A 19,752-nucleotide genomic window follows, 5' to 3' on the forward strand; every position below is an offset into this window, starting at 1 on the left:
GTCTGCGCGCTAGGGAATGCTCCAGGACGGGCGCCGGCTCTGCACGTGATGGCCACTGAGGGGGCGGATGGCAGAGATCGACAACGGCGTGGCGTACATCGACAAGGGCAGTTCCGGCCCCTGCCACACATGCAGCCCGAGGCTCGACTACGTCGTGCCATGGAGGCAACGGCGAATATGAGTGTCAGGCGCGTGTGGACGGGGCACCATGGACCGGGCGAAGCCGCACCCAGGTGGACTGCATGACCGCGGTGGCGCGGTCGCCTTTCATCTGTCTGTGCGTATCGGCGAGTTCCAAGTGATTGCGAGCTTTGTTCGTACGCGGGAGAGCCGTGACCGTACGGTCTCGACCGGCCCCCCGGTGCCGGAGCCGCCGCCTGGTAGTCGAGCCCCGACCACACACACAGCGTCAGCACCTCCCGCTCGGCTCGCTGGAGCTTCGCCGCTGCGGCGCGTGTGACGGCCAGATGAGCGGCATCGTCGACGCGGCCCGCGACCTCGTCGGCGAAGTCCCGCACGGTCTCCTCGTGCGGCAGGCGGTCGACGGCGGCCGCGTGTCTTCAGGCGGCGCGGGGGGCGTTGCGCGTGGCGTTGGTCGCGATGCCGAGCAGCCAGGGCCGCAGCGAACCGCCCTCCTGGTCCACCCTTGCGCGCAGCCGCCAGGCGTCGAGGAAGGTCAGAGAGACGACGTCCTTGGCCGTGCTCCTCGCCCGTGAGCCGGAAGGCATGGTTGTAGGCGGAGTGCGCCTACGCGTCGAGGAGGTCGCCGAAGGCGTCGTGGTCCCCCGCACGGATGCGCTTCCGCAGATTCGATCCACGATCTCTTGTTTGTCCGGACGACGGTTCCCGCGTCCCATGTCACGGATACCTGCCTTCCCAGGCAAGTGCGAGGAGCTTGGTCACCTCGGTAACCATGACCTCGAATTCTCGCTCAGTGGGTGTGCCCCGGTTGGCCCGCAGCCGCAAGGCGGTGCCATGGCCTCGTTCCGGCCGTGTGCGCCGTGGAGAGTGCCGCCTACGCGGAGCCGACCTGTTCCTGTGGAGGGCCGGGCCGAACCGCCTGGCCGCTGAAGGACAGTGATCCCGAAGAATCTTCTCACAGTGTCAGGGAAGGCGTTTGGTCGCTCCCCACGGAATCCGGTTGATCTGCTGTGGCCGGTGCGATACACAGGTCTGATGCTACGAGGCGACAAGGCCGGGCTGCGGGGCCTGCACGAGGCTGATGTTCCGGTGCTCCGCCGCGAGTTGTACGAGGATGTGGCCACGCGGTCCCGCGCGGACACCCGCGCCTGGCTGCCCATCGCGACGACCTCGACGCAGTCCCCGTACGCGGCGACCGCACCCTCGGACACGGATGCGTGCTTCTCGGTGGTCGACCTGGAAACGCGGGAACTGGCCGGCGAGGCACTCCTGTGGAACGTCGACACACACAACCGGAACGCGCATCTGGGCATCTCGCTGTTGCCCGCCTGCCGCGGCCGCGGGGTCGGGGGCGATGTCGTACGACTGCTGTGCCACTACGGATTCACCGTACGCGGCCTGCACCGGCTGCAAGTCGAGACGCTCGCCGACAACGAACCAATGATCTCCGCAGCGACCGGCGCCGGATTCACCGTCGAGGGCACGCTGCGTTCCTCCGCTTGGGGCGTACGGGACGTTCGCCGATGAGGTAGTTCTGGGTCTGCTGGCGGAGGAATGGCGAGGGTGAGCCCTGCCTACTCTGCCTACCCTGGCTGACCTTGCGTCGGGGGCCCGTTGTCGGCGGGGTGGCCTACGATCCGCGCATGGATTTCAACACTTTCACGATCGCGCTCCTCGTTCTGCGGCCGGACGCCCCTGAACTCGACGAGGAGGCCTCTGCAGCACTGCAGGACGCCCATATGGCCCACCTCGCCCGCCTGCACGAGGCCGGTCATCTGCTGGCGGCGGGCCCGCTGCTCGGCGGCGAGGCCGAGCCGTTGAGGGGACTGGCCATCCTCAAGGTGGACCCAGAGGAGGCGCTGCGGCTAAAGCAGGCGGATCCGGCCGTCCAGGCCGGGCGGTATTCCATCCACGTGCAGCCCTGGATGGTGCCTGCAGGGGCGATGAGCTTTGCCCCCACCCGCTTCCCACGGTCGATCGCTGAGGCATGGGGACAGTGAGGCCTTTCAGCGTGGCCACTGATCGGGTGACGGAGTCGATGCCCGCAACGCACGAGGCTCCCGTGCCGTTGGGGGAGGTGTTCGAAGTCTCAACCCACAGGCGCAGGAGCCGCGTTGGTTCCGTATTCTGCCGCACTCGACCTGCCCCACGCCCTGGTCGAGTGGGTAACCATGCTCATCGTCACCCGCGAGGGTGACCGCCGCTGCAAGATCCCACCGCACCAGCGTGCCCTGATCGGCCTGGTATACCTGCGCCGGCACGACACCCTCGCCCAGCTTGCTGCCGGGTTCGGCATCTCCGTTGGCACCGCCCACGCCTACACGACAGCCGTCGTCGACCTGCTCGCCGACCGCGCACCCAATCTGCTGCGCGCCCTGCGCGAGACGGAACCGGACTACGTCCTGCTCGACGGCACTCTGGCGGAGTGCGACCGGGTCGGCGATAGCCGGGCCGACTTCTCCCACAAACACCGACGGCACGGGGTGAACGTGCAGGTGGTGACCGACCCGGCCGGGCGGCTGCTGTGGATCTCGCCGACGCTGCCCGGTCGCGCGCACGATCTCACTGCGGCCCGCACCCACCGGATCATCCGGATCTGCGAACGCCAGGGCGCTCCCATCCTTGCCGACCGCGCCTACATGGGAGCCGGTCCCTGGGTGACGACACCTCTCAGACGCCCGCCGGGCCGTGACCTCACGCCGACCCAGCAAAGCGTCAACCGCGCGCTGTCCGCGGCACGGGCACCGGTCGAGCGAAGCGTCGCGCGCTTGAAGTCCTGGCGCATCTTCCGCCGATCCCGGTGCAGCCCGAATCGAATGTCGTCAATCTCCGCGGCCGCCCTCACTCTGGAGCGACAGCGCTGAGAACTCCTATCGGAATGACTTCAGGCGTCGCCAGCAGATGAGTGCGCATCCGAGGGTGAGGAGGGCTTCGTGGATGTCGTCGCGTATCTCCCAGCGGATCCGCAAGCGGCGGAACCAGTGCAGATGGGCGAACGCGCGCTCTTCGACGCAGCGTTGAGTGCCCAGACCGGAGCCGTGCTCGGTGCCGCGGCGGGCGATCAACGGCTTCACGCCAAGGCCCCGGACAAGGCGGCGGTACTTGTCGTGGTCGTAGCCGCGGTCGCCCAGCACCACGTCCGGGCGACGCCGGGGCCGGCCGCGCTTGCCGCGCACAGGTGGCACGGCCTGGAGCAGTGCAATCAGCTGCGTGACGTCGTTGCGGTTGCCGTCGGTCAGGGCGACGGCGAGCGGGATGCCGGTGGCATCGGTGATCAGATGGTGCTTGCTGCCGGTTCTGCTCCGGTCGACAGGGCTTCGTCCGGTCTTGGCTCCCCCTTTAACGCGCGGATGTGGGAGCAGTCGACCGCCGCGCGGGAGAAGTCCAGGGCGTTCGCGCTGCTGAGCTGGGCGAGAAGGACCTGATGCAGCCGGGGCCACACTCCGGGCTCGGTCCACTCCGCCAGGCGACGCCAGCAGGTCATGCTGGAACCGAAGCCGAGTTCCTGCGGCAGGTGTTCCCAGGCGATCCCGGCATGCAGGACGAACAGAATGCCCTGGAACACCAGCCGGTCCGGATGCCGCCTGTGTCCTGGGTGCCGGGTCCGTCGCTCGACCTTGGGCAGCAGCGGCTCGATCACCGCCCATAGCGCGTCGTCGACCTCCCACGGCTTCGGCCGTGCCACTTCGCACCCCCAGATCATCGCTCCCGGAGTGATCCAACCACCTCGAAGATCATTTTGTTAGGAGTTCTGAAAGATCTCAGTGACTCCTCAGCCGGTCACTGGTGGATGGATCAGGCCGCCGGCGCGAGGCCCGTCGCGGAGCAGGTTCTGACCGCGACGACCGACGATCATCATGATCGGGAGCTTGGCGGCGAATTGCGCGCCCGGCTGGGGAGTTTCCGGCGCGGAGGGCACCGGCGTGGGCGTGGACGATCAGGTGGGCGATGGCCCGGCCAAGGCCGGCACCGGAGGTGGCGCGGTTGCGGGAGGTCTTAGGACATCGATCTCAGCGATCTCCTCATCTAGGGCCATCACCTGCCTCGCCGCGGAGTGCCGGGTCAGCATCACCGACCACGGCTTGCCACGTGTTGAACATACTTTCGCGCGGATCAACGTACGGGTCACTACTTTGCTAAGCTCGCGCGATGAGCTGGACTTTGGTGCACCCCCACCGGACGAACTGTCGCTGGACCTGTCCCTGAATCTGGGCCCACCTCTCTGCCTGTCCCCGTGACCACCGTGGTGAGCATCGCGTCGTCCGCTATCGGTGTCGGATGGAGGGGCGCACCGCAAATTTTTTGGGGGATGGGCGGGAGGTGTCCATTTCGGGTAAGGGCGTTCGACCTTGCCGTGAGCACCGCGATCGGCGCGGACTGGAACCCTATGGAGAGTGTCATGCCTTTGTATGTTGCCCTGACCTACACGCCTGACGTCGACTGGACGCAGCCGGAGCAGGTGGAGGAGATGATGAAGTACATCGAGTTCGGCAAGGCCGCGGTCGCCGTGATCAAGGGAGGTCATGCGTTGTGTCCGACCGTGACGGCCACCACGGTTCGGGTGTCTGGCGGCAACGGCGGGGATGTGATTGCCGGCGATGGTCCGTACGCCGAGGCCAAGGAAGCCCACCGGCTTTTACCTGCTGGAATGCGCCGACCGGGACGAGGCTGTGGCGCTCGCGGCGAAGATTCCGGCTGCCTGGAACGGGGCGGTCGAGATCCGTCCGGTCATCGAGTAGTGAGGCGCTCGGGACAGGGAGAGGATCCGCGTCGCTGGCAGCCTTGACCCTGCCGAGGACGCGGCCGGGACACGGTCGTCCGTGTGCTGCAGACCTAGCCGCGGGATGGGATACCGGACCATCCGCGTGCCTGGCCGGTGGTCACGTCGAAGCGGTGGGCCATCGGCCGCTACACAGGGAGGCACGGCGCGTGGGCGAGGAGGCAGGTGGCCTGTGTCCACCTCTAGGTCGGTGCGCCACGGGATACCCCAGGAGGTGCTGGCTCGGCACATGGGGGTTCGCTGAGCGTGGATGGCGTACTTCGGCAGCGGCGTGGCGCGCAGCGACAAGGAGAGCGCTCCCAGAATTAGTTCGGGCGACGGGAGGATCTCGCTGTCGTTCACTACGACAGTGCCGCGTTCGTCAGCGGTTCGGCTGCAGGCCGACGACATGCTGCGCCTGCAGATCAGGCGCCGCTGGTGGGGGGCCTTGGGCATACATCACTCGCTGCGGTTCACGCGTTGGCTGCGCCGGCGGACGTTGGCGGTGATGAAGGCGTCGATGTCGCCATCGAAGACCTTGAGTACATCGCGTGCTTGCTGCTCAGTCCGCAGATCACGTGCCACTTGGGACCCATCCGCTGCCACTCGATACGAGCGGACGGGATCACTCCATGGGCCGGGCATGTCGGTCGTGCCACTCACACTGGCTGCCTGGTCGTGCCGGACGGCGTGCTCCAGTCGCGTTTTGAGGAGCATCAGTGCCGCCGCCCGCGCAGACCACTCCGGTCGGTCGTTGGCGCAGCTGGCCACGATGCGGGTCGGAATATGGGTCAACCGAACCGCGGTCTGAGGCTTGAGCGCGTACGGTAGTCCCCACGTCCGATAGACGTCGACCCGGATGTCTTGGTCCACGACATCGTGGCCGGTCTGCTCCGCCGCCGGTATCACCTCCACCGTGACCGAGCTGATCTTTTGGAGTCTGCCTGTGCCGAAAGGCTGACTCCGGTCATGGAAGGACTTGATCCGCGTGAGTTGGTGAACACCGGACTCGGCGCTGAGCATGCCGTAGCAGTAGGGCGCCTTGACCGCGAAGACGGCTCGCTCCAGCCCCGACACCTCGTGGGCAGAGGTCTCGTAGACCTCGGTCGCGTAGCCGTGGCGTTCCGCCCAGCGCAGGTACATCCTGAGTAGCGTGTTGGCGAAGTCGGCCCCACCCGCGTCTGTACCGGCCGTGATCGTCACTACTGCCTGCCGGGAATCATACGCACCCGACAGAAGGTTGTGGATCTCCAACTCTTCGATGGCTGCCCCCAGCGAGTCCACCTCCACCCGTATCTCTGCGGCTGTGTCGGCATCGTCCTCTTCTTCGGCGAGCTGGAGCAGGAGCGCGGCATCGTCGAGCCGCCGGCGCAGCGTCTCGAATCGCTCGAACTGGTCGATCACGTACGCTGAACGGGAATTGACGTCCTGTCGTGCGTCCGGATCTCTTCACACGTCGGGCGCTGACATGCGCTCCTGCAGCTCTGACCGCATGCGGCGCAGCCGGTCAAAGGCGGCTGGCTCGATGACGCGCAAAGCGTTGTCGAGGTTGCTCAGTTGCTCAACGAGGGCGGCAACGGTCATGACACCCAGCGTACAAGGGCGTGATGCTTGGGATGCCCGCGGCGGGGAGTATGGATTGGATGCCGTGGAGCCCTGGGCGTCAGAGGAGTGGGCCTCAAGAAGCGGCGTTCGTTGTCGAACGCGTTCACGAAGCCGAACCGCAGGTGCCCGCCGGCGCGTTCCGCGCCTACAAGGACGGCGTCGTGGTCACTGGGTCGGCCGCGTAGACCGGCACGACCTCCCGGTCTGGCGCTATGTTCTGCTGGGCCGCCGACGGTTCCGGGTTCGGGGCCGGCGTGCAGGGTGAGGTGCGGGCTTGGGCAGCCTGACGCTCAGTGTGGGTCACGGGGGCGGGATCAGGGCGCATCTTGCCGCCGTGGATGCGCTCGAAGGCGGTGAGGGCGTGCGCGGGCGAGTCGAAGGTATCGGCGATTGGCGCGCCCGGTCGAAGTGGAGCAAATGCGTATCAACCTGCTGCTGAGGGACAAGAGCTGCCATGAGTGCCCCCGGGGGTCGTGGACGACTGGTCATCACGGGCCATCGTAGGCTCACGCCCACAATGCCAAGCTCTGCGGTGAGGGGTTAGGGATGACGCTGCCCTGACCGTCGCAGGTCAGGTCATGTTTGTGGCGGTGACGGTGACCGTAGGGCGCGTCGCCGGACTGGCCGCCCTGGAATTCCCCCACCCAACGCGGCACCGACCGCGAGCAGCCCTCCGGTCACGTACTGACAGTGGCTCACTTGGCTTGCGCGGACGGCTGTTCGTCGCTCGCTGGCGTGGGTGTCTGCTCGGCCTCACCGGGGCCGGTGTAGAAGACGGAGGCGCCCTGCTTAGTGCGTTGGGCCTGGTTCTTGGCCACCAGTCCCTGGAGGGTTGTACGCACGACGGTGGTCTTGATGCCGCGCTCGGGGTGGGCCTTGTCGAGTGCGCTGGCGACCTCGGCCGCGGAGCGCGGTTCGCTCCGCCCGGTGAGGTGGCTGCGGACGAGTTCGACCAGCGAGGGCTGGCCTGGCTTCGTAGCTGCAGCCTTGTCCGTGGGCTTGTTGGCCGCTGACTTCTTGCTGGTCGTGGCGCCCTGGCTGCCAGCTGCCTTCTTCGCTTGAGTCCGCTTGCCGGCGCCGGGCTCAGCAGAGGCCTTCTTGCGCGGAGCAGGCACCGCAGCGCTGCTCGGGGCGACTGCGGGCTGAACCGTTACCGGTGCAATGCCAAGCACCTGTTGCACGTTGACCAGCACGGATTGGTCATGCAGGAGAGCAGCCAGCTGCTCCTGCAGCGCGGCGATCTCCGCGTTGATGCGTTCCTGCTCCTTGGCGTTGGCTTCGAGGTCGTTGGTCACCTGTGCTGCGTACTGGGATGTCAGTTCAGTTCCGGCAGTCGTGCTTTCGGACATGGGTCGACCTTTCGCCCGGTTTCCTGGCAGGGCGCAGCACTTGTGGCGCAGGCGCGGAAAGCCAGGCTCCTATGGTCGCTGGGCTCCGAGGGGCAGTGGCGAGAACTGCTGCGCGTAGCCAGGCGAATAGATAGTACGGATGAGGTGGAGTCTGTTGCTCTTCTTGAGCGATGTCTTTTTCTCAATCTGAGCTTCACGGTTGCGGTGAGTGAAACTGCCTGGGGCTTGCGCCGGGCTGACTTGAGGCTTGTTGGCGGGGGAGTTGCCACAGGACTTCGTCGGTGTCTTGGTCGTGCCGCCAGGTGGTCAGGGCGCGGCTGGCCCTCAGCCGGTCCAGCAGTTCCACGGTCTGTTGAGGGGAGTGCCCGTACAGGCGTGCGAGCACTTCCATGTCGATGCTGTGGTGGACTTGGGTAGAGGTGTGTGACGCGAGCACGAGCGCGGTCAGCCGCGGAGTATGCGGTGCGGTGGGCGGCACGAGCGGCGCCGGTGCAGTGCCCAGTGCGCGGCACGGCGGCGTGATTCGACCGGGAGCCTGGTCCAGGACCGCGGCAATGAGCAGGCGGACCTTCAAGTTCGCCGGCCTGAGATCCGGCATGTCAAGCCAGCCGCTGTGCGGCACTCGATGGTCTCAGGCCGCGACGGCCGTCGGACAGCGGGATCCGCCGCGCGGACGCGGACCCCGTCCACCGCAGCGGTTCGGTACGGGCGGGCGGCGCCCAGCAGCGTGCTGAGCCGGGATGTAGCCAGCGTGGAGTCGATCCAAGCGGCTTTGTTGAGCGCCTGCTGGGCCGCGGCGACGCCCTACTCCGGCTCGCCCTCGGTTAACAAAGCGGCGGCCAGTCCGAGGCGGTCCACGACGCGGACGCGGTCGAAGCCGGGCCCGCACAGGGCGAGCGCGTCAGCGAAGTGATCACTGGCGCGCCGGTTCCGCCCGATGCCGTGCAGGTCACGCGCGGAGACTGCGCGGGCGTCAGCGTGCTCGGCGTCGAAGTACGCCACCCACTCCGGCACTTCGCTCAGCCCGGCCGTGACCAGTTCCTCAGTGGCGCCCAGTTGCGGCTTGGCACTGTGCTCGTCGCCAATGGCCTCCCAGACGCCCGGCCTGGGAGGCGACCAGCGCCCGGGTCGCGGGCAGCGTCGCCTTCTTCGCGGCAACACCGGGGAGACCGAGGGCGTCGCCCGGATGCCCAGGGTAGATCATCTGGTGGGACATGCGGGGACGTTCTCGACCCCGCGGTCCGGCTGACCGGCCTCGCGTTGCTTGGGTCACCCGGCGTGCCGTTCCTGGGCGTACTCACGTAGTTCGACCATTGGCTGCTCGGTGCGGCCGTCGAGCCGGCGGATGAGTGCGGAGACGAGATCGACGCAGCGGGCGGCGCCTGAGTTGAGGGCGGTATCGAGGGCGGCGCGGGCATCGGCTGCGGCGGCCGAAGCGTCCCGGCCGTGCAGGGAGCCCTCAGCCCGGTAGGTCAGAAACACTGCTTTGGTGCGGGAGCGTCGCGGGTGGAGTTCTTCCAGGCCTGCGTCGATCGCGGTGGCGGCGCGGCCGGGGTCGCCGAGGTCGAGCCAGCAGCGTCCGGCGTCGGCGTTGAGGTCTGCCATCGACATCCAGGAGACCACTGGGGGCGTCTCCTGCGGGCGTATGCGGTCCAGCTCGGATTCTGCGGATGCCAGCGCGCGTTGGGTTCCCTGTCGGTCCTGCAGTACTGCGCAGGCCCGTGCGCGGCGCACATCGAGCAACGAGCGGGCGGCCGGTGTCCGGGCGCGGGAGCGGGCATGCTCCAGGACCCGTACCGCGTCGGCGGGCCTGGACAGCCAGGTGGCCTGGTAGGCGAGGTCGGACAGGGCGACGGCGGCGAGGTCGCGGTCCCCGGCCTGGTGTGCGGCGTGAACAGCGGCCTGCCAGTGGCGTTGGGCGTCGGCGTGCCGGTCGGCGTCGAAGCGCAGCCACGCGGCGCAATGCGCGAGTTCAGCGGCCACGGCGTGGAGGCGGCGGCCGGCGGCCGGGGTGTATCGGTCCTCGGCGATGAGATTGATGGTGGTGCTCAGGTGGGCGTCGATGAGCCCGGATACCTGCTGGTGCGGCCCGGTGGCAAGGGCGCGCAGCTCGCTGGATCGCTGCTCCAGCCACCGGAGTAGTTCTTCGTCGACGCTTTGTCCGTCGAGGGCCTGGTCGAGGTGGCGTGGCTCGATGCGAGCCCAATCGGCGGCGATGTCGGCGAGGGTACTGCTGCTGAGCACCAGGAAGGATCGTCGGTCCATGCGGTTGACCTGCAACTCTCTCAGGGCGGCGCGGCTGCCCGACGGGCTGAAAGGGGCGGGTTCCTCGAAGGCGGGCAGCCAGCGGGGCCAGCCGAGGCTTTCGACCGTGGCGGCGGGGACGCGCAGGGCGCCTGCCAGCAGCATTTGGCTTTCCTCGCTCGGCTTGGTGCCGCCTGCCTCCCAGAGCCAGATCCGGTTGCGGTCGACACCGCTGCGGAGACCGCGCCGCCGGGCCTCGGCACGTATCAGGTTGGCGAGGTCGTTCATGGACCAGTGGTGCTGTCGGCGCAGGTGTGCCAGTGGATGCTGGTCGAGGTCCATACCGCCCCCGCAATCTCGCCTTCCGTTGTTGTCCCCACCACCATGCCGCACCCGGGCGGGAGTTGAGCTGGTTTCGGTGGGGCGGGCACACACGGGCCACACAGTCATCCCCTAGAGCGCGTTGGACGGCTGGTGGTGTCCTCGGCATCCCCACGCCACGCACCTGTGCGTGGCGGTGTCGAGAAGGGTGACCCTCCGCGTGAACGCAACCGTTCGCCTCGCTGCTCTGTCGGGCGCCACCGTCGCGGTGACCGGCGGCTTCGGATTGGTCGGCAGCCGCATCGTGCACAAGCTCCGCGCGATCGGCGCCAAGCCGCTGGCCGTGGGCCGGCTGGACGCCTACGACTCCCCGGTCTACTCCTCCGTGTTCAACGTCTCCCCGGCCGACCCCGACGCCATCGCTGGCGACATCACCGACACGGCGCTGATGGACCACGTCGTGGGACGTGCCGACTACGTGATCCATGCCGCCGCTCTGGCCGATGTAGCGGAGTGCACCCGCAATCCTGGGGCGGCGCTACAGGCCAACGTCCAGGGCACCCAGACCGTGCTGGACGCCGCAGCCCGGCACAGCCGCACCCTGAAGCGCCTGGTGTTCGTCTCCTCGGCCAGTGTGTACGGCGCCGGCGCCGGCGCCGCGATCGTGGAGGCCCGGTTCAGCGAGGAGGACCCGCTGCGGCCCGCGTCGGTGTATGCCAACACCAAGGCGTGGGGCGAGTACCAGACCGCCCTGACCCTGGGCGGCGCCGGCGGTTCCTACGCGATCGTGCGCTACTTCTCGGTCTACGGGGAACCGCAGGTGGTCAAGGAGAACTCCCACAGCTGGGTGGTGGCGTGGTTCGCGATGCGGGCCGCGCTCGGGCTGCCGCTGCACCTCAACGGCGGCGGGCGCCAGGTCCGGGACTTCGTGCACGTCGACGACATCGCCGACGCGACGCTGCTGGCGACCGCCACCGACCGCGCCGACCGAGCGACCGTCAACGTTGGCACTGGCCGCGCCACTTCCATCCGGCAGGTCGCCGACCTGGTGCGCGAGCACTACCCCGCCGCGCGGATCGTCGAGACGCCCCGCCCGGAGGGTGACCCGCTCGGGGCGTGCGCTGACATCACCCGCATGCGTGAAGTTCTGGACTGGGCTCCCCAGTCGGACATCGAGGCGGGCGTGCGCCGCTACGTGGAGTGGCTGGATCGGACCCCCGAGGCGATCCCGGCGTGGCTGCGCGCCGAGGCCCGCGCGGCAGCGTGAACCGCTCAGATCACGGGGGGCCGGCCGAGGCGGGTGAGCCGGAAGACGGTGCGCCAGTGCATCGGCTTGCGGCGCCCGCACGGGGTGCGCCAGCCCTCGGCGAACCCGGCGAACCAGGCCTGCAGTCCGGCGAGGTTGCGGGTGCGGGCCAGCGTCAGCGTCACCCACACCAGCAGGTACACCGGCACCAGGACGGCCGGCAGGTGGCGGCGGGCCAGGTAGACCCGGTTGCGGGCGTTCACCTGGTAGAAGAATGCGTGCCGGGCCGGGGAGGTCCGCGGGTGCTGCAGCAGCAGCCGCGGGTCGTACAGAACCCGCCACCCGGCGTCGATCGCGCGCCAGGCCATGTCCGTCTCCTCGTGGGCGAAGAAGAAGGCGTCCGGCCAGTGCCCGACCTGCTCCAGCATCTTCGTGGAAAGCACGTGCGCCCCGCCGAGGAAGCCGGTCACCGGGCCGCCGCGCATCGGATCGCCGGCCCGCAGCCGGGGCACGTGGCGGCGCTGCGTCTTCCCGGTCTCGTCTGCGATCCGGAAGCCAACGATGCCGAGCTGGGGGTCGGCCTCGAACAGCGCGGTGATCCGGGCGAATACGTCGTCGGAGACGAGCAGGCCGTCATCGTCCAGGTCCAGGACCAGGTCGACGTCCCGCAGGTGCTTCAGGGCGGCGTTGCGGCCGCCGGTCACTCCAAGGTTTTCGGCGAGCTGCACTGTCTCCACCCACGGCGGCAGGTCCAGCACCCGGCACCCGTTGCCGACCACGACGACCCGCGCCGCCGGGGCTGTCTGTGCATGGACCGAGGCCAGCAGCTCCGCCAGCTCCTTGGGCCGTGTGCCCATGGTCACGATTGCCACGCCCAGCTTCACGCCTGCCCGTACCCATCTGCTCGAAGGACGCCATGCCCGACCGAACTCACCACCGTGCCTGCTTGCGGGAACTCGCTCAGATGCGTCGACTGCCCGCCCATCAGCCGATGGACCAGATGACGCTGGGGTGGATCGCGCGCAGCCGGCCGGTGAACTTCGTTGCCGTGCCTAGCTTGCCACGCCCGGGGCTGATGCTCGTACCCGAGCGGTCCTGGTTCGCGCACCCCCGCCTGGCGGGCTCCAATCACGGCATCCGCCACAATGCCCGGGTCAGTCTGTTCGCTGCGCTCCTCGCCGAGGAGCAGGGCCTCGACGGCGACGACATCGCAGCGGTGTGCGCGGCCGGGGCGGTCCACGACTGCCGGCGGCTCGATGACCGGGCCGACCCCGGCCACGGGCAGCGGGCGGCGTCGTGGTTCCGGCAGCATGCGACCACGTTCTTCGGGGTCCTTGGCCGCGAGATACCGGCGGCTGTACTGGAGCGGGCCGCGGAAGCGGTCGCTGTCCACGACGTGCCGTACAGCCGATTCACCGTCCACCAGGATCGCGCCTACCGTCAGGCCCCGCACTTGACGGACGTCCTCAAGGCGGCCGACTGCATGGACCGCTACCGCCTGCCGCTTAAGCGGTGGTGGCCGGACACGACCCACCTGCGCATTCCGGTCCCCGACTGGCTGCCCCCCGCCGCGTTCGCGCTCGTCGTGCACAGCGAGCAGGGCGCCCTCGACGGCGCCACCCACGACCATGCCCTCACCGCCGCCCACCAGATGCTCACCCGATAGGAGACCGCCCCCCGTGGACACCGACCTCGACGACGCCCACACCGACTACACCAACCCCGGCACCCGGCCCGTTCCGCGCGGGTGCGCCGAGAGCGACGCCGACTGGCGCCGCTATCTGCAGGAGAACACCCCGGGCGGATGGCTGCTCGCGCAGAACGCCATGACCGAGAGGCTCACCAGCGGCCACCCCATCCACCTGATGCACACCACCGTGGCACTGGACGCGATCCGGGCCAGCGGCCAGCTGTACGCCTCCTCCGGGTGCCTTCTCGCCGCGCTGTACTGCGCGCCGCTGACCCCAACCCCGGCTGGGCTGCGCCCGCACAATCTCGGCACCTACCTGCTGGAGACCAAGCCGCACACCCGCACGCTGGTCATCGAGATCACCCCCACCAGCCCGGCGCCGGCGAAGGGCATCGACTACCTTCGGCTCGGCCGGCTCCACCTGCACACCTACCTCGAGCATCGCACTCTGCTCACGGGGACCGAGGACGCCCAGCTACGGGGCTGGGCGCTGCAGCAAATCCGCGCGGCCGCCCCGTTCCTGGACACGCTGCTAGCCAACGCCACCGGACGCCGAACGGCGCCGGACGCGTTCGTCAACCAACTCGCCGCCGCCGTCCCGCAGCTTCCGTTCCTGGGCTACCTGTACTTCGAGGTCCTGTCGGAGTACTTGATGCTGCACTCCACCAGCCCAGAGACCAAGACGTACGCGGCCGTCGGCGAAATGAACAACCGCCTCTACAAGCGCCTCGCGTTCTCCGCCGTGACCGGCATGGACAAGCTGTTCGACCTGTCCCGCTTCCACCCGGACCACCAGCGGCTGCACGACCTGATCGCCGGCATCGAGCCCGCACTGGCTCCCGGAGCCGCCCAGTACACCAGGGACCGCTTCTCGCACCTGTTCACCGTCCTGGCCCTGGATACCGGCGAGGACGCCACCGCCTACACCTTCCGTGAGCAGAACTTCGACGGCCTCGTCAGGACCGCGCCTTCGCTGCTGGGGCAGGCGATCTTCCGGCAGATGCGCGTCCTCACGCGGTATCCACAGCTGTATCCCGCCTTCGAGCAGGCCAAGGCCCTGCAGGCGTGGCGCTACTGGAACGGCCAGCGGATCGCGGCCCCCTTCAACGGCTTCCTACCCAAGGGCGAGATTGGCGTCAACCCGACCTATCCGTCCGCCAGTTGCACGATCTGGTCGGCGGACACCTGCGAGCGGGGCCTGCTTCACCCCGTCGACCGACTCGACGTCACGTTCATGCCCCGGCTGGCGGACCTGTCCATGACCGCCATGCGGCGTGACGACACCGGCAGAGCCGCCGGGCATCCGGTCGCCGCCTGAAAACAGTTTGCCTTCTGCCGCTGTGGTGAGGGCCCGTCACTCCCAGCACCGTTGGCGTCCCGAGCCCTCACCTTGCCACAGTCTTACCTTGCAGCCGCCACGAGGCACACGGCCACCCTTCGGGCCCCCGCACCGTGCGCACGACGGCTCGCGTCCAGTCACCCAGCGGGCTGCCGTAGTCGTCGGCGAGCCGGGGTCCTCCACGGGCGGTCCACCCACTCGCCCAACCACCGGCAGAACGGTCGTCAGCCTCCCGCGCCCGCGTTCCCTCGCTCGCGCGCCAGGCCGACTCGGCCATCGCCGGATTCAGCAGCGCCCCCCACGACCACCACCTCCGGGAAGACTGCCCTTTCCCGGCCCACGATCCGTCACCGCTCAACCTCTCCGCCCACGCCAGGGGGGCCCGGACGCTGGCAGGACATTGACTAGCGAGCCAGGGCGGCGGTCCACTGAGATCCTACGTCACTGTTCCCTGCGAGGTATTCGGTCAGGCCCGATGGCTTTGTGCCATTCGTCAGCAACCCGCCTCCCCACCTGGACACAGTGGGCACCGCCTTCCTCGGCACGGCCCGGATCCGCTTCATGGGGCCGCGCACTTCGTCCGCGCACCTGCGAATCGCTTTTTCGTTGGGTGCGTAGGGGAAGAGGCCGACGTGCGCGGCCACGAGCAGATCACCGCGGTAATCCAGGCGGCGCACGAGCAGTTTCCCGGCTTCGAGTTCAAGCTGGCCGATGACGTGGACGGCAACCATCACATCGCCCGCTTCAGCTGGGAGCTGGTGTCCACCGCCGACGGCTCGGCGCCGGCCGCCGGCTCGGATGTGGTCACCCTGGCCGAGGACGGCCGGATCACTGTCGTCCTCGGCTTCCTGGACCGGCTCCCGCAAGCCTGACACCCCCATGGGCCCACGCCCCTGGCTGAGCAAGCCGGGACAAGCCCGGCCCCGGAAAACCCGCGTGCTCCGCGGTCGTGATGCCCGCTAGGGTTCTTGCTGTGCAGGTGCGCAGGCTGCGGCTACTTCGCCTCTCAAGCGGGTAACGCGGGTTCGAATCCCGCCGCCGGTGCCAGCCGGTGTCGTCCAGCGGCCCAGGACGCCTACAGTGCGCCGCCGCCGACCCTGAACTCTGCACACCGAAAGCACGAGCTGCCCGCCACGGGGGCGTTGAGGCGGGCGGCTCTGCTCACGGCGGCCAGCCGGGCGCGCTGTCCCATCGGGTGTCTACCGTGCCTGGGTCTGCGCCATGTCCGCAGTGTGACCAGGGCGGCGGTGGGAGTGTACTCATAGGGTGGCTCCACGGGTGTGTCTGGCACCGGACAAACAGACTGCGAGCTGGGACCGCGCCCGCCTCTGCCCGGCCAAAGACGCTGTACGCCGCGTAGGGGTTCTCGCTGTACCGGCCCCCGCATACCGGCCCGGTTACAGCTCGAATTCTAGGTCGATCAGGTCGGTGAGTTCCACTTCGAGGCCGTGGGCGCGGCGGCCGTTGTCGCGGAAGTAGACCTCGCCGAGGGCCTCGTCGGCGATCTGGCGGAGCTGGTCGTCGGTGAGGGCCTCGTCGGCGATCTGGTGGAGCTGGTCGTCGGTGAGGCCGGCTTCCTGGCCGTGAAGAGGCGGGTGGCGTGGCCGGGTGGCAGGGCGAGGGTGAGGTGACGGATGCGGGCGTCGTCGGTGCTGCCGGGGGCGGCGGTGTAGCCGAACCGGGTCTGGGCCGCTTCCTACCCTTTCTGGACCCGACGGTCACCGACGAGCCAAGCCAGCCCCCGGCGCTGCCCGCGCTGCTGCCGAAATTCGCGATCACCGCGTCTCACACCGGAACGTCCCCTCCGCTGCCCGCCCGGTGTCCCTCCGCGAACGCATCCGGCACGTTCCCGGACCGGGCGTCCGACGGCGCCGCGGCTTCTGCCCGCAGCGCCGTCGGCTGTCATGCCGCACTCGCTGACCAGCTTGCGCCGCCGTTTCCGGGACGGGCGCCCGGTCGCACCCGCTTCGGACAGGCGCGCATGGCGACGGCTGCGGTGAGGGTGGGTGACGGTCAGGGCGTGTGCGGTGTGACTTACCGTTCGCGCGGGTGACAACACTCCCGGTTTCCGGGCGTGTTGCGGAGGCGGGGCGCTACGAAAACCTCGAGACGTTCGGGATCGTCGAAGGGACCGATGTTCGATGCGCTTCGCCCGTACCGCGGCCACCATTGTTGCCGCTCTGCTTCTGCCGGTCGCCGCCCACACCGCCGACGCTGCGGCCGCGCCGGCGCGGGGGCGCGCGCCGGGGGAGACGGTGACCCTGCCCGTGCGTGACGCGCTCGACCAGCTTCCGGTGCGGGTCGAGGACCGCACCGGCTACGAGCGCAGCAAGTTCAAGCATTGGGTGGACGCTGATAAGGACGGTTGCAACACCCGGGCCGAGGTGTTGAAGGCCGAAGCGGTCATCATGCCCGAACAGGGCCCGCGCTGCGCCTTGACCGGTGGGGAGTGGTACAGCCCGTACGACGACCGGTACATCAACGGCGCGCGCGGGCTGGACATCGACCACCTGGTCCCGCTTGCCGAGGCCTGGGACTCCGGCGCCTACGCCTGGACCGCGAAGGAACGGGAGGCCTATGCCAACGACCTCGGGGACGCACGAGCGCTGATCGCGGTGTCGGCGGCGTCGAACCGCTCGAAGGCGGACCAGGACCCCGCGACCTGGCTGCCCCCGGCCGCCGGCTACCGCTGCCAGTACGTCACCGACTGGGTGGCCGACAAAACCCGCTGGGGCCTGACCGTCGACGCCACCGAACGCGACGCCCTAGCCGACCAGCTCGGCCAGTGCTCCGACACGCCCATCACCGTGACCCTCGCCCGATAGCGCTCTGACCGCATAGGTTCGCCGGGTTGGCGGCGTTGGTGCTCGGACCGGCTGGACTCGGTGTGGGATCAATGCGACCGGTCGCGGAGCCGATCAAACTAGGCTCCCAGCATGTCTGGTCCGGCGTTGGTGATCGAGTTGGCGGAGCCGCTCTCCCCGGCTGCGCTGCGGGAGTTCCGCGCGTTGATGGTAGGGCTCTCCTCCCACTTCGACGAGAAGCGGCCCTGGTTCTTCGACATCAACGTGCCCGCAGAGCGACTGGGCGTCGAGGACAGGCGAGAGAAGGACTGGCGAAAGCCGTTCCCGCTGCCACTCCTCGACAACACCTCCGCGGACGAGGAGCTCACAGCCCTGGTGGTATTCAATCCGCAACGAGAGGACCGGCGTCGGCCCTTCCTGGTCTACTTGATGGGGCCGGGCGTCGGCGACGAGAGCACAGTCGAGGCTGAGCACGCGGACGAGCCCGAGGTGGAGGCCATCCTCGGCTTCAGACCGACCCATGCCGTCAATGTCAGCGCTGGCTGCAATCGCGAGATCGACCACGTGACCACGGCCCTGCTGACCGCCGCTGTCATGGACGTCATTGGGGGCGTGGCCAATGTCGAGCTGCTGGACGGTCAGGCGTCGGTCGTCGCTGGCCTTCCGGGGGTGTTGGGGATCGCGGGCGACGACTGGATGGCGCTGGGATCGGCGGAGTTCCTGCGGGCCTGGGTTGGGCACCCCGCCTACCGGCTGGTCAAGTAGCCCAGACAGATTCGCTGCGGAAATGGTGCTGTGACCTGGAATATCGACAGCGTGCTTGAGGAGGCATCGGCCAGCGGACGGCGCCCGACCGTCACCGCCATCGAGCGGCGCCTCGGCATCCCGCAAGCCACCTTCCATCGCCACTACGCCGACCTGATCGACCCCCACTTCCGGCCCGGATCCCGGCACCCACCCGGGCCGAGCCACGGGCGAACCGGCCGGAGGCCGATGAAAGGAAGGAGGCGAACCTCAGCCGGCTGCGGAAGGAGAACACCGACCTGCGCCGGACCCTCGCCCTTTATGAGGAGGTCATCCGTCAGCTCGCCCTCGAAAACGACGCCCTGCGCAACAGCGCCACCATCGTGCCCCTGCCCTCCCGGAGCCGGACCACCCACGATCCCCATCCTGACCTAGGCCGTGTCCGACGGGTCGGTGTGGCAAGAACTCGCCAGTGTGTCCGGGTGTAAGGAGCGGGTCTCTGGGCGCGTGGCGCCTTCGAACAGAAGGATGGTGGATCGATACAGCAAACCCATATGAGGGATACGGAGCGTGCAGATCGTCACCCGTGGAAAGGCACAGCTCAGCCAAGGTCCTTAAATGAAGGGGAGTTCATGCGTCGCACGGTTGCTGTTGCCGTCGGAGCCATCATGTTCCTCGGGGTGCTGGTCAGCCCTGCTAGTGCCGCCCCTGCGCCCTCCGCCGCACCCAGGAATGCGCAAACCTTCCTCACCTGCGTGCAGAATGCGATCCCGAAAATTACCAGCGACCCCCTCATGATTCCTGTGACGTGCCTACCGGAGCTGGTGAAGCCGTGACTGCCAGGCGGTCGCTGACAGAGCCAGAGCCGGACAGCGGCGCGGGTGACGGTGTCGTGGAACGTGCAGGCCCGCTTGTCGAAGCGGGTCGCTACCGCGCGGGAGTTCTTGAGCCGGTTGATCGTTCGTTCTACCTCGTTGCGGCGCTTGGACATCGTTTTGTCGAATCCGGTGGGCTGGCCGCCTGCGCTGCCTCGGCGCTGGCGGTTGGCCCGTTGGTCTTTGCGTTCGGGGGTGGTGTGCCTGATGTGGCGACGTCGTAGGTAGCTCCGGTTGCGGCGGAAGCTGTACGCCTTGTCGCCACCGACATGGTCGGGCCGTGTGCTCGGGTGTCCTCCGACAGGGCGGGGGACACGGATGCGTTTCACTCTCACCGACGAGGAGACCGGGCAGGTCGTGGGGACCTGGCCGAAGGAGCCATAGCCCCTACTCGACGGCCGGATCCTCTTGCGCGTGCCGTACGGCTCGCTTCACCGCCTGCTCCACCTCGTACCGGCTGGCCTGGGTCGCTTCGGCGTGCGCGGTGATCGCTGCCTGCGCGTCCTCCGACGCCTTCCGCCAGCGGCGCCGCTGCTGGTCGTGCTCCTCACCAGCGAGGCTGGCCAGGTGGGCGCGCTCTTCCTCTGCCGCGCGTTCCAGATCGATCAGGTTTGCGGGGATGTCACGGGGCGGAT

15 protein-coding genes and 4 pseudogenes are annotated in these 19,752 nt (G+C 68.7%); 10 read left to right on the top strand and 9 right to left on the bottom strand.

Features of this window, described 5'->3' with window-relative positions; genetic code table 11:
- Positions 1-560: 560 nt before the first annotated feature.
- Positions 561-728 carry a sigma factor gene (locus ACZ404_RS29515; protein ID WP_468445098.1) on the bottom strand — a complete coding sequence of 56 codons (168 nt, stop codon included), beginning with the start codon at positions 726-728 and terminating at the stop codon, positions 561-563.
- Positions 729-1,176: 448 nt separating this feature from the next.
- On the opposite strand from ACZ404_RS29515, the gene ACZ404_RS29520 reads away from it, so the two are divergent.
- The 3 genes from ACZ404_RS29520 to ACZ404_RS29530 all read left to right on the top strand — a co-directional run bounded on the left by ACZ404_RS29520 (position 1,177) and on the right by ACZ404_RS29530 (position 3,005).
- Positions 1,177-1,668: a GNAT family N-acetyltransferase gene (locus ACZ404_RS29520; protein WP_468445099.1), complete on the top strand. Its 492-nt coding sequence runs from the start codon at positions 1,177-1,179 to the stop codon at positions 1,666-1,668.
- A gap of 116 nt (positions 1,669-1,784) precedes the next feature.
- On the top strand, positions 1,785-2,141 hold the full coding sequence (locus ACZ404_RS29525) for a YciI family protein (RefSeq protein ID WP_468445101.1): 357 nt from the start codon (positions 1,785-1,787) through the stop codon (positions 2,139-2,141).
- Between the two features lie 114 nt (positions 2,142-2,255).
- Positions 2,256-3,005 carry a transposase gene (locus ACZ404_RS29530; protein WP_468445103.1) on the top strand — a complete coding sequence of 250 codons (750 nt, stop codon included), beginning with the start codon at positions 2,256-2,258 and terminating at the stop codon, positions 3,003-3,005.
- A 6-nt stretch (positions 3,006-3,011) separates the two neighbouring features.
- Here the strand turns inward: ACZ404_RS29530 and ACZ404_RS29535 are convergent.
- Positions 3,012-3,844, bottom strand: a protein-coding gene (locus ACZ404_RS29535; RefSeq protein WP_468445105.1) for an IS5 family transposase whose coding sequence is annotated in 2 segments (ribosomal slippage) — positions 3,012-3,484 and positions 3,484-3,844 — 834 coding nt in all. Because the reading frame shifts where the segments join, the coding sequence is not laid out codon by codon here.
- Positions 3,845-4,495: 651 nt separating this feature from the next.
- Between ACZ404_RS29535 and ACZ404_RS29540 the strand changes: the two genes are divergently transcribed.
- Complete coding sequence (locus ACZ404_RS29540; RefSeq protein WP_468445107.1) at positions 4,496-4,927, top strand: YciI family protein; 432 nt, start codon at positions 4,496-4,498, stop codon at positions 4,925-4,927.
- A 432-nt stretch (positions 4,928-5,359) separates the two neighbouring features.
- Here the strand turns inward: ACZ404_RS29540 and ACZ404_RS29545 are convergent.
- From ACZ404_RS29545 to ACZ404_RS29560, 4 genes and pseudogenes are all read right to left on the bottom strand, one after another.
- A pseudogene (locus ACZ404_RS29545) lies at positions 5,360-6,484 on the bottom strand (PCRF domain-containing protein).
- Between the two features lie 716 nt (positions 6,485-7,200).
- A complete protein-coding gene (locus ACZ404_RS29550; RefSeq protein ID WP_468445109.1) occupies positions 7,201-7,854 on the bottom strand; it encodes a hypothetical protein in 654 nt (217 codons plus the stop codon).
- A gap of 804 nt (positions 7,855-8,658) precedes the next feature.
- Positions 8,659-8,856, bottom strand: a complete 198-nt coding sequence (locus tag ACZ404_RS29555) for a hypothetical protein (RefSeq protein WP_468445111.1) — start codon at positions 8,854-8,856, stop codon at positions 8,659-8,661.
- Positions 8,857-9,123: 267 nt separating this feature from the next.
- On the bottom strand, positions 9,124-10,440 hold the full coding sequence (locus tag ACZ404_RS29560) for a helix-turn-helix domain-containing protein (RefSeq protein WP_468445113.1): 1,317 nt from the start codon (positions 10,438-10,440) through the stop codon (positions 9,124-9,126).
- A gap of 199 nt (positions 10,441-10,639) precedes the next feature.
- Between ACZ404_RS29560 and ACZ404_RS29565 the strand changes: the two genes are divergently transcribed.
- Complete coding sequence (locus ACZ404_RS29565; RefSeq protein WP_468445115.1) at positions 10,640-11,686, top strand: NAD-dependent epimerase/dehydratase family protein; 1,047 nt, start codon at positions 10,640-10,642, stop codon at positions 11,684-11,686.
- A gap of 5 nt (positions 11,687-11,691) precedes the next feature.
- On the opposite strand, the gene ACZ404_RS29570 is transcribed toward ACZ404_RS29565, so the two are convergent.
- Complete coding sequence (locus ACZ404_RS29570; protein WP_468445430.1) at positions 11,692-12,522, bottom strand: glycosyltransferase family 2 protein; 831 nt, start codon at positions 12,520-12,522, stop codon at positions 11,692-11,694.
- Between the two features lie 191 nt (positions 12,523-12,713).
- On the opposite strand from ACZ404_RS29570, the gene ACZ404_RS29575 reads away from it, so the two are divergent.
- From ACZ404_RS29575 to ACZ404_RS29585, 3 genes and pseudogenes are all read left to right on the top strand, one after another.
- Entirely contained in the window at positions 12,714-13,331 is a 618-nt protein-coding gene (locus ACZ404_RS29575; RefSeq protein ID WP_468445117.1) for an HD domain-containing protein, read from the top strand.
- A gap of 13 nt (positions 13,332-13,344) precedes the next feature.
- On the top strand, positions 13,345-14,673 hold the full coding sequence (locus ACZ404_RS29580) for a hypothetical protein (RefSeq protein WP_468445119.1): 1,329 nt from the start codon (positions 13,345-13,347) through the stop codon (positions 14,671-14,673).
- 647 nt (positions 14,674-15,320) lie between these two features.
- A pseudogene (locus tag ACZ404_RS29585) lies at positions 15,321-15,566 on the top strand (nuclear transport factor 2 family protein); the annotation flags it as partial.
- 525 nt (positions 15,567-16,091) lie between these two features.
- On the opposite strand, the pseudogene ACZ404_RS29590 reads toward ACZ404_RS29585, so the two are convergent.
- Positions 16,092-16,381, bottom strand: a pseudogene (locus ACZ404_RS29590) (hypothetical protein); the annotation flags it as partial.
- Positions 16,382-16,835: 454 nt separating this feature from the next.
- Here ACZ404_RS29590 and ACZ404_RS29595 point away from each other — a divergent pair.
- Both ACZ404_RS29595 and ACZ404_RS29600 read left to right on the top strand, forming a co-directional pair.
- Entirely contained in the window at positions 16,836-17,519 is a 684-nt protein-coding gene (locus ACZ404_RS29595) for an HNH endonuclease family protein (RefSeq protein WP_468445121.1), read from the top strand.
- Positions 17,520-17,630: 111 nt separating this feature from the next.
- Positions 17,631-18,263, top strand: coding sequence for a DUF6368 family protein (locus ACZ404_RS29600; protein ID WP_468445123.1), 633 nt, complete (start codon positions 17,631-17,633; stop codon positions 18,261-18,263).
- Between the two features lie 835 nt (positions 18,264-19,098).
- Here the strand turns inward: ACZ404_RS29600 and ACZ404_RS29605 are convergent.
- Positions 19,099-19,443 (bottom strand): annotated as a pseudogene (locus ACZ404_RS29605) (transposase family protein); the annotation flags it as partial.
- Positions 19,444-19,752 lie beyond the last annotated feature (309 nt).

The sequence above is a fragment of the Streptomyces sp. NPDC030798 genome, from assembly GCF_055572275.1.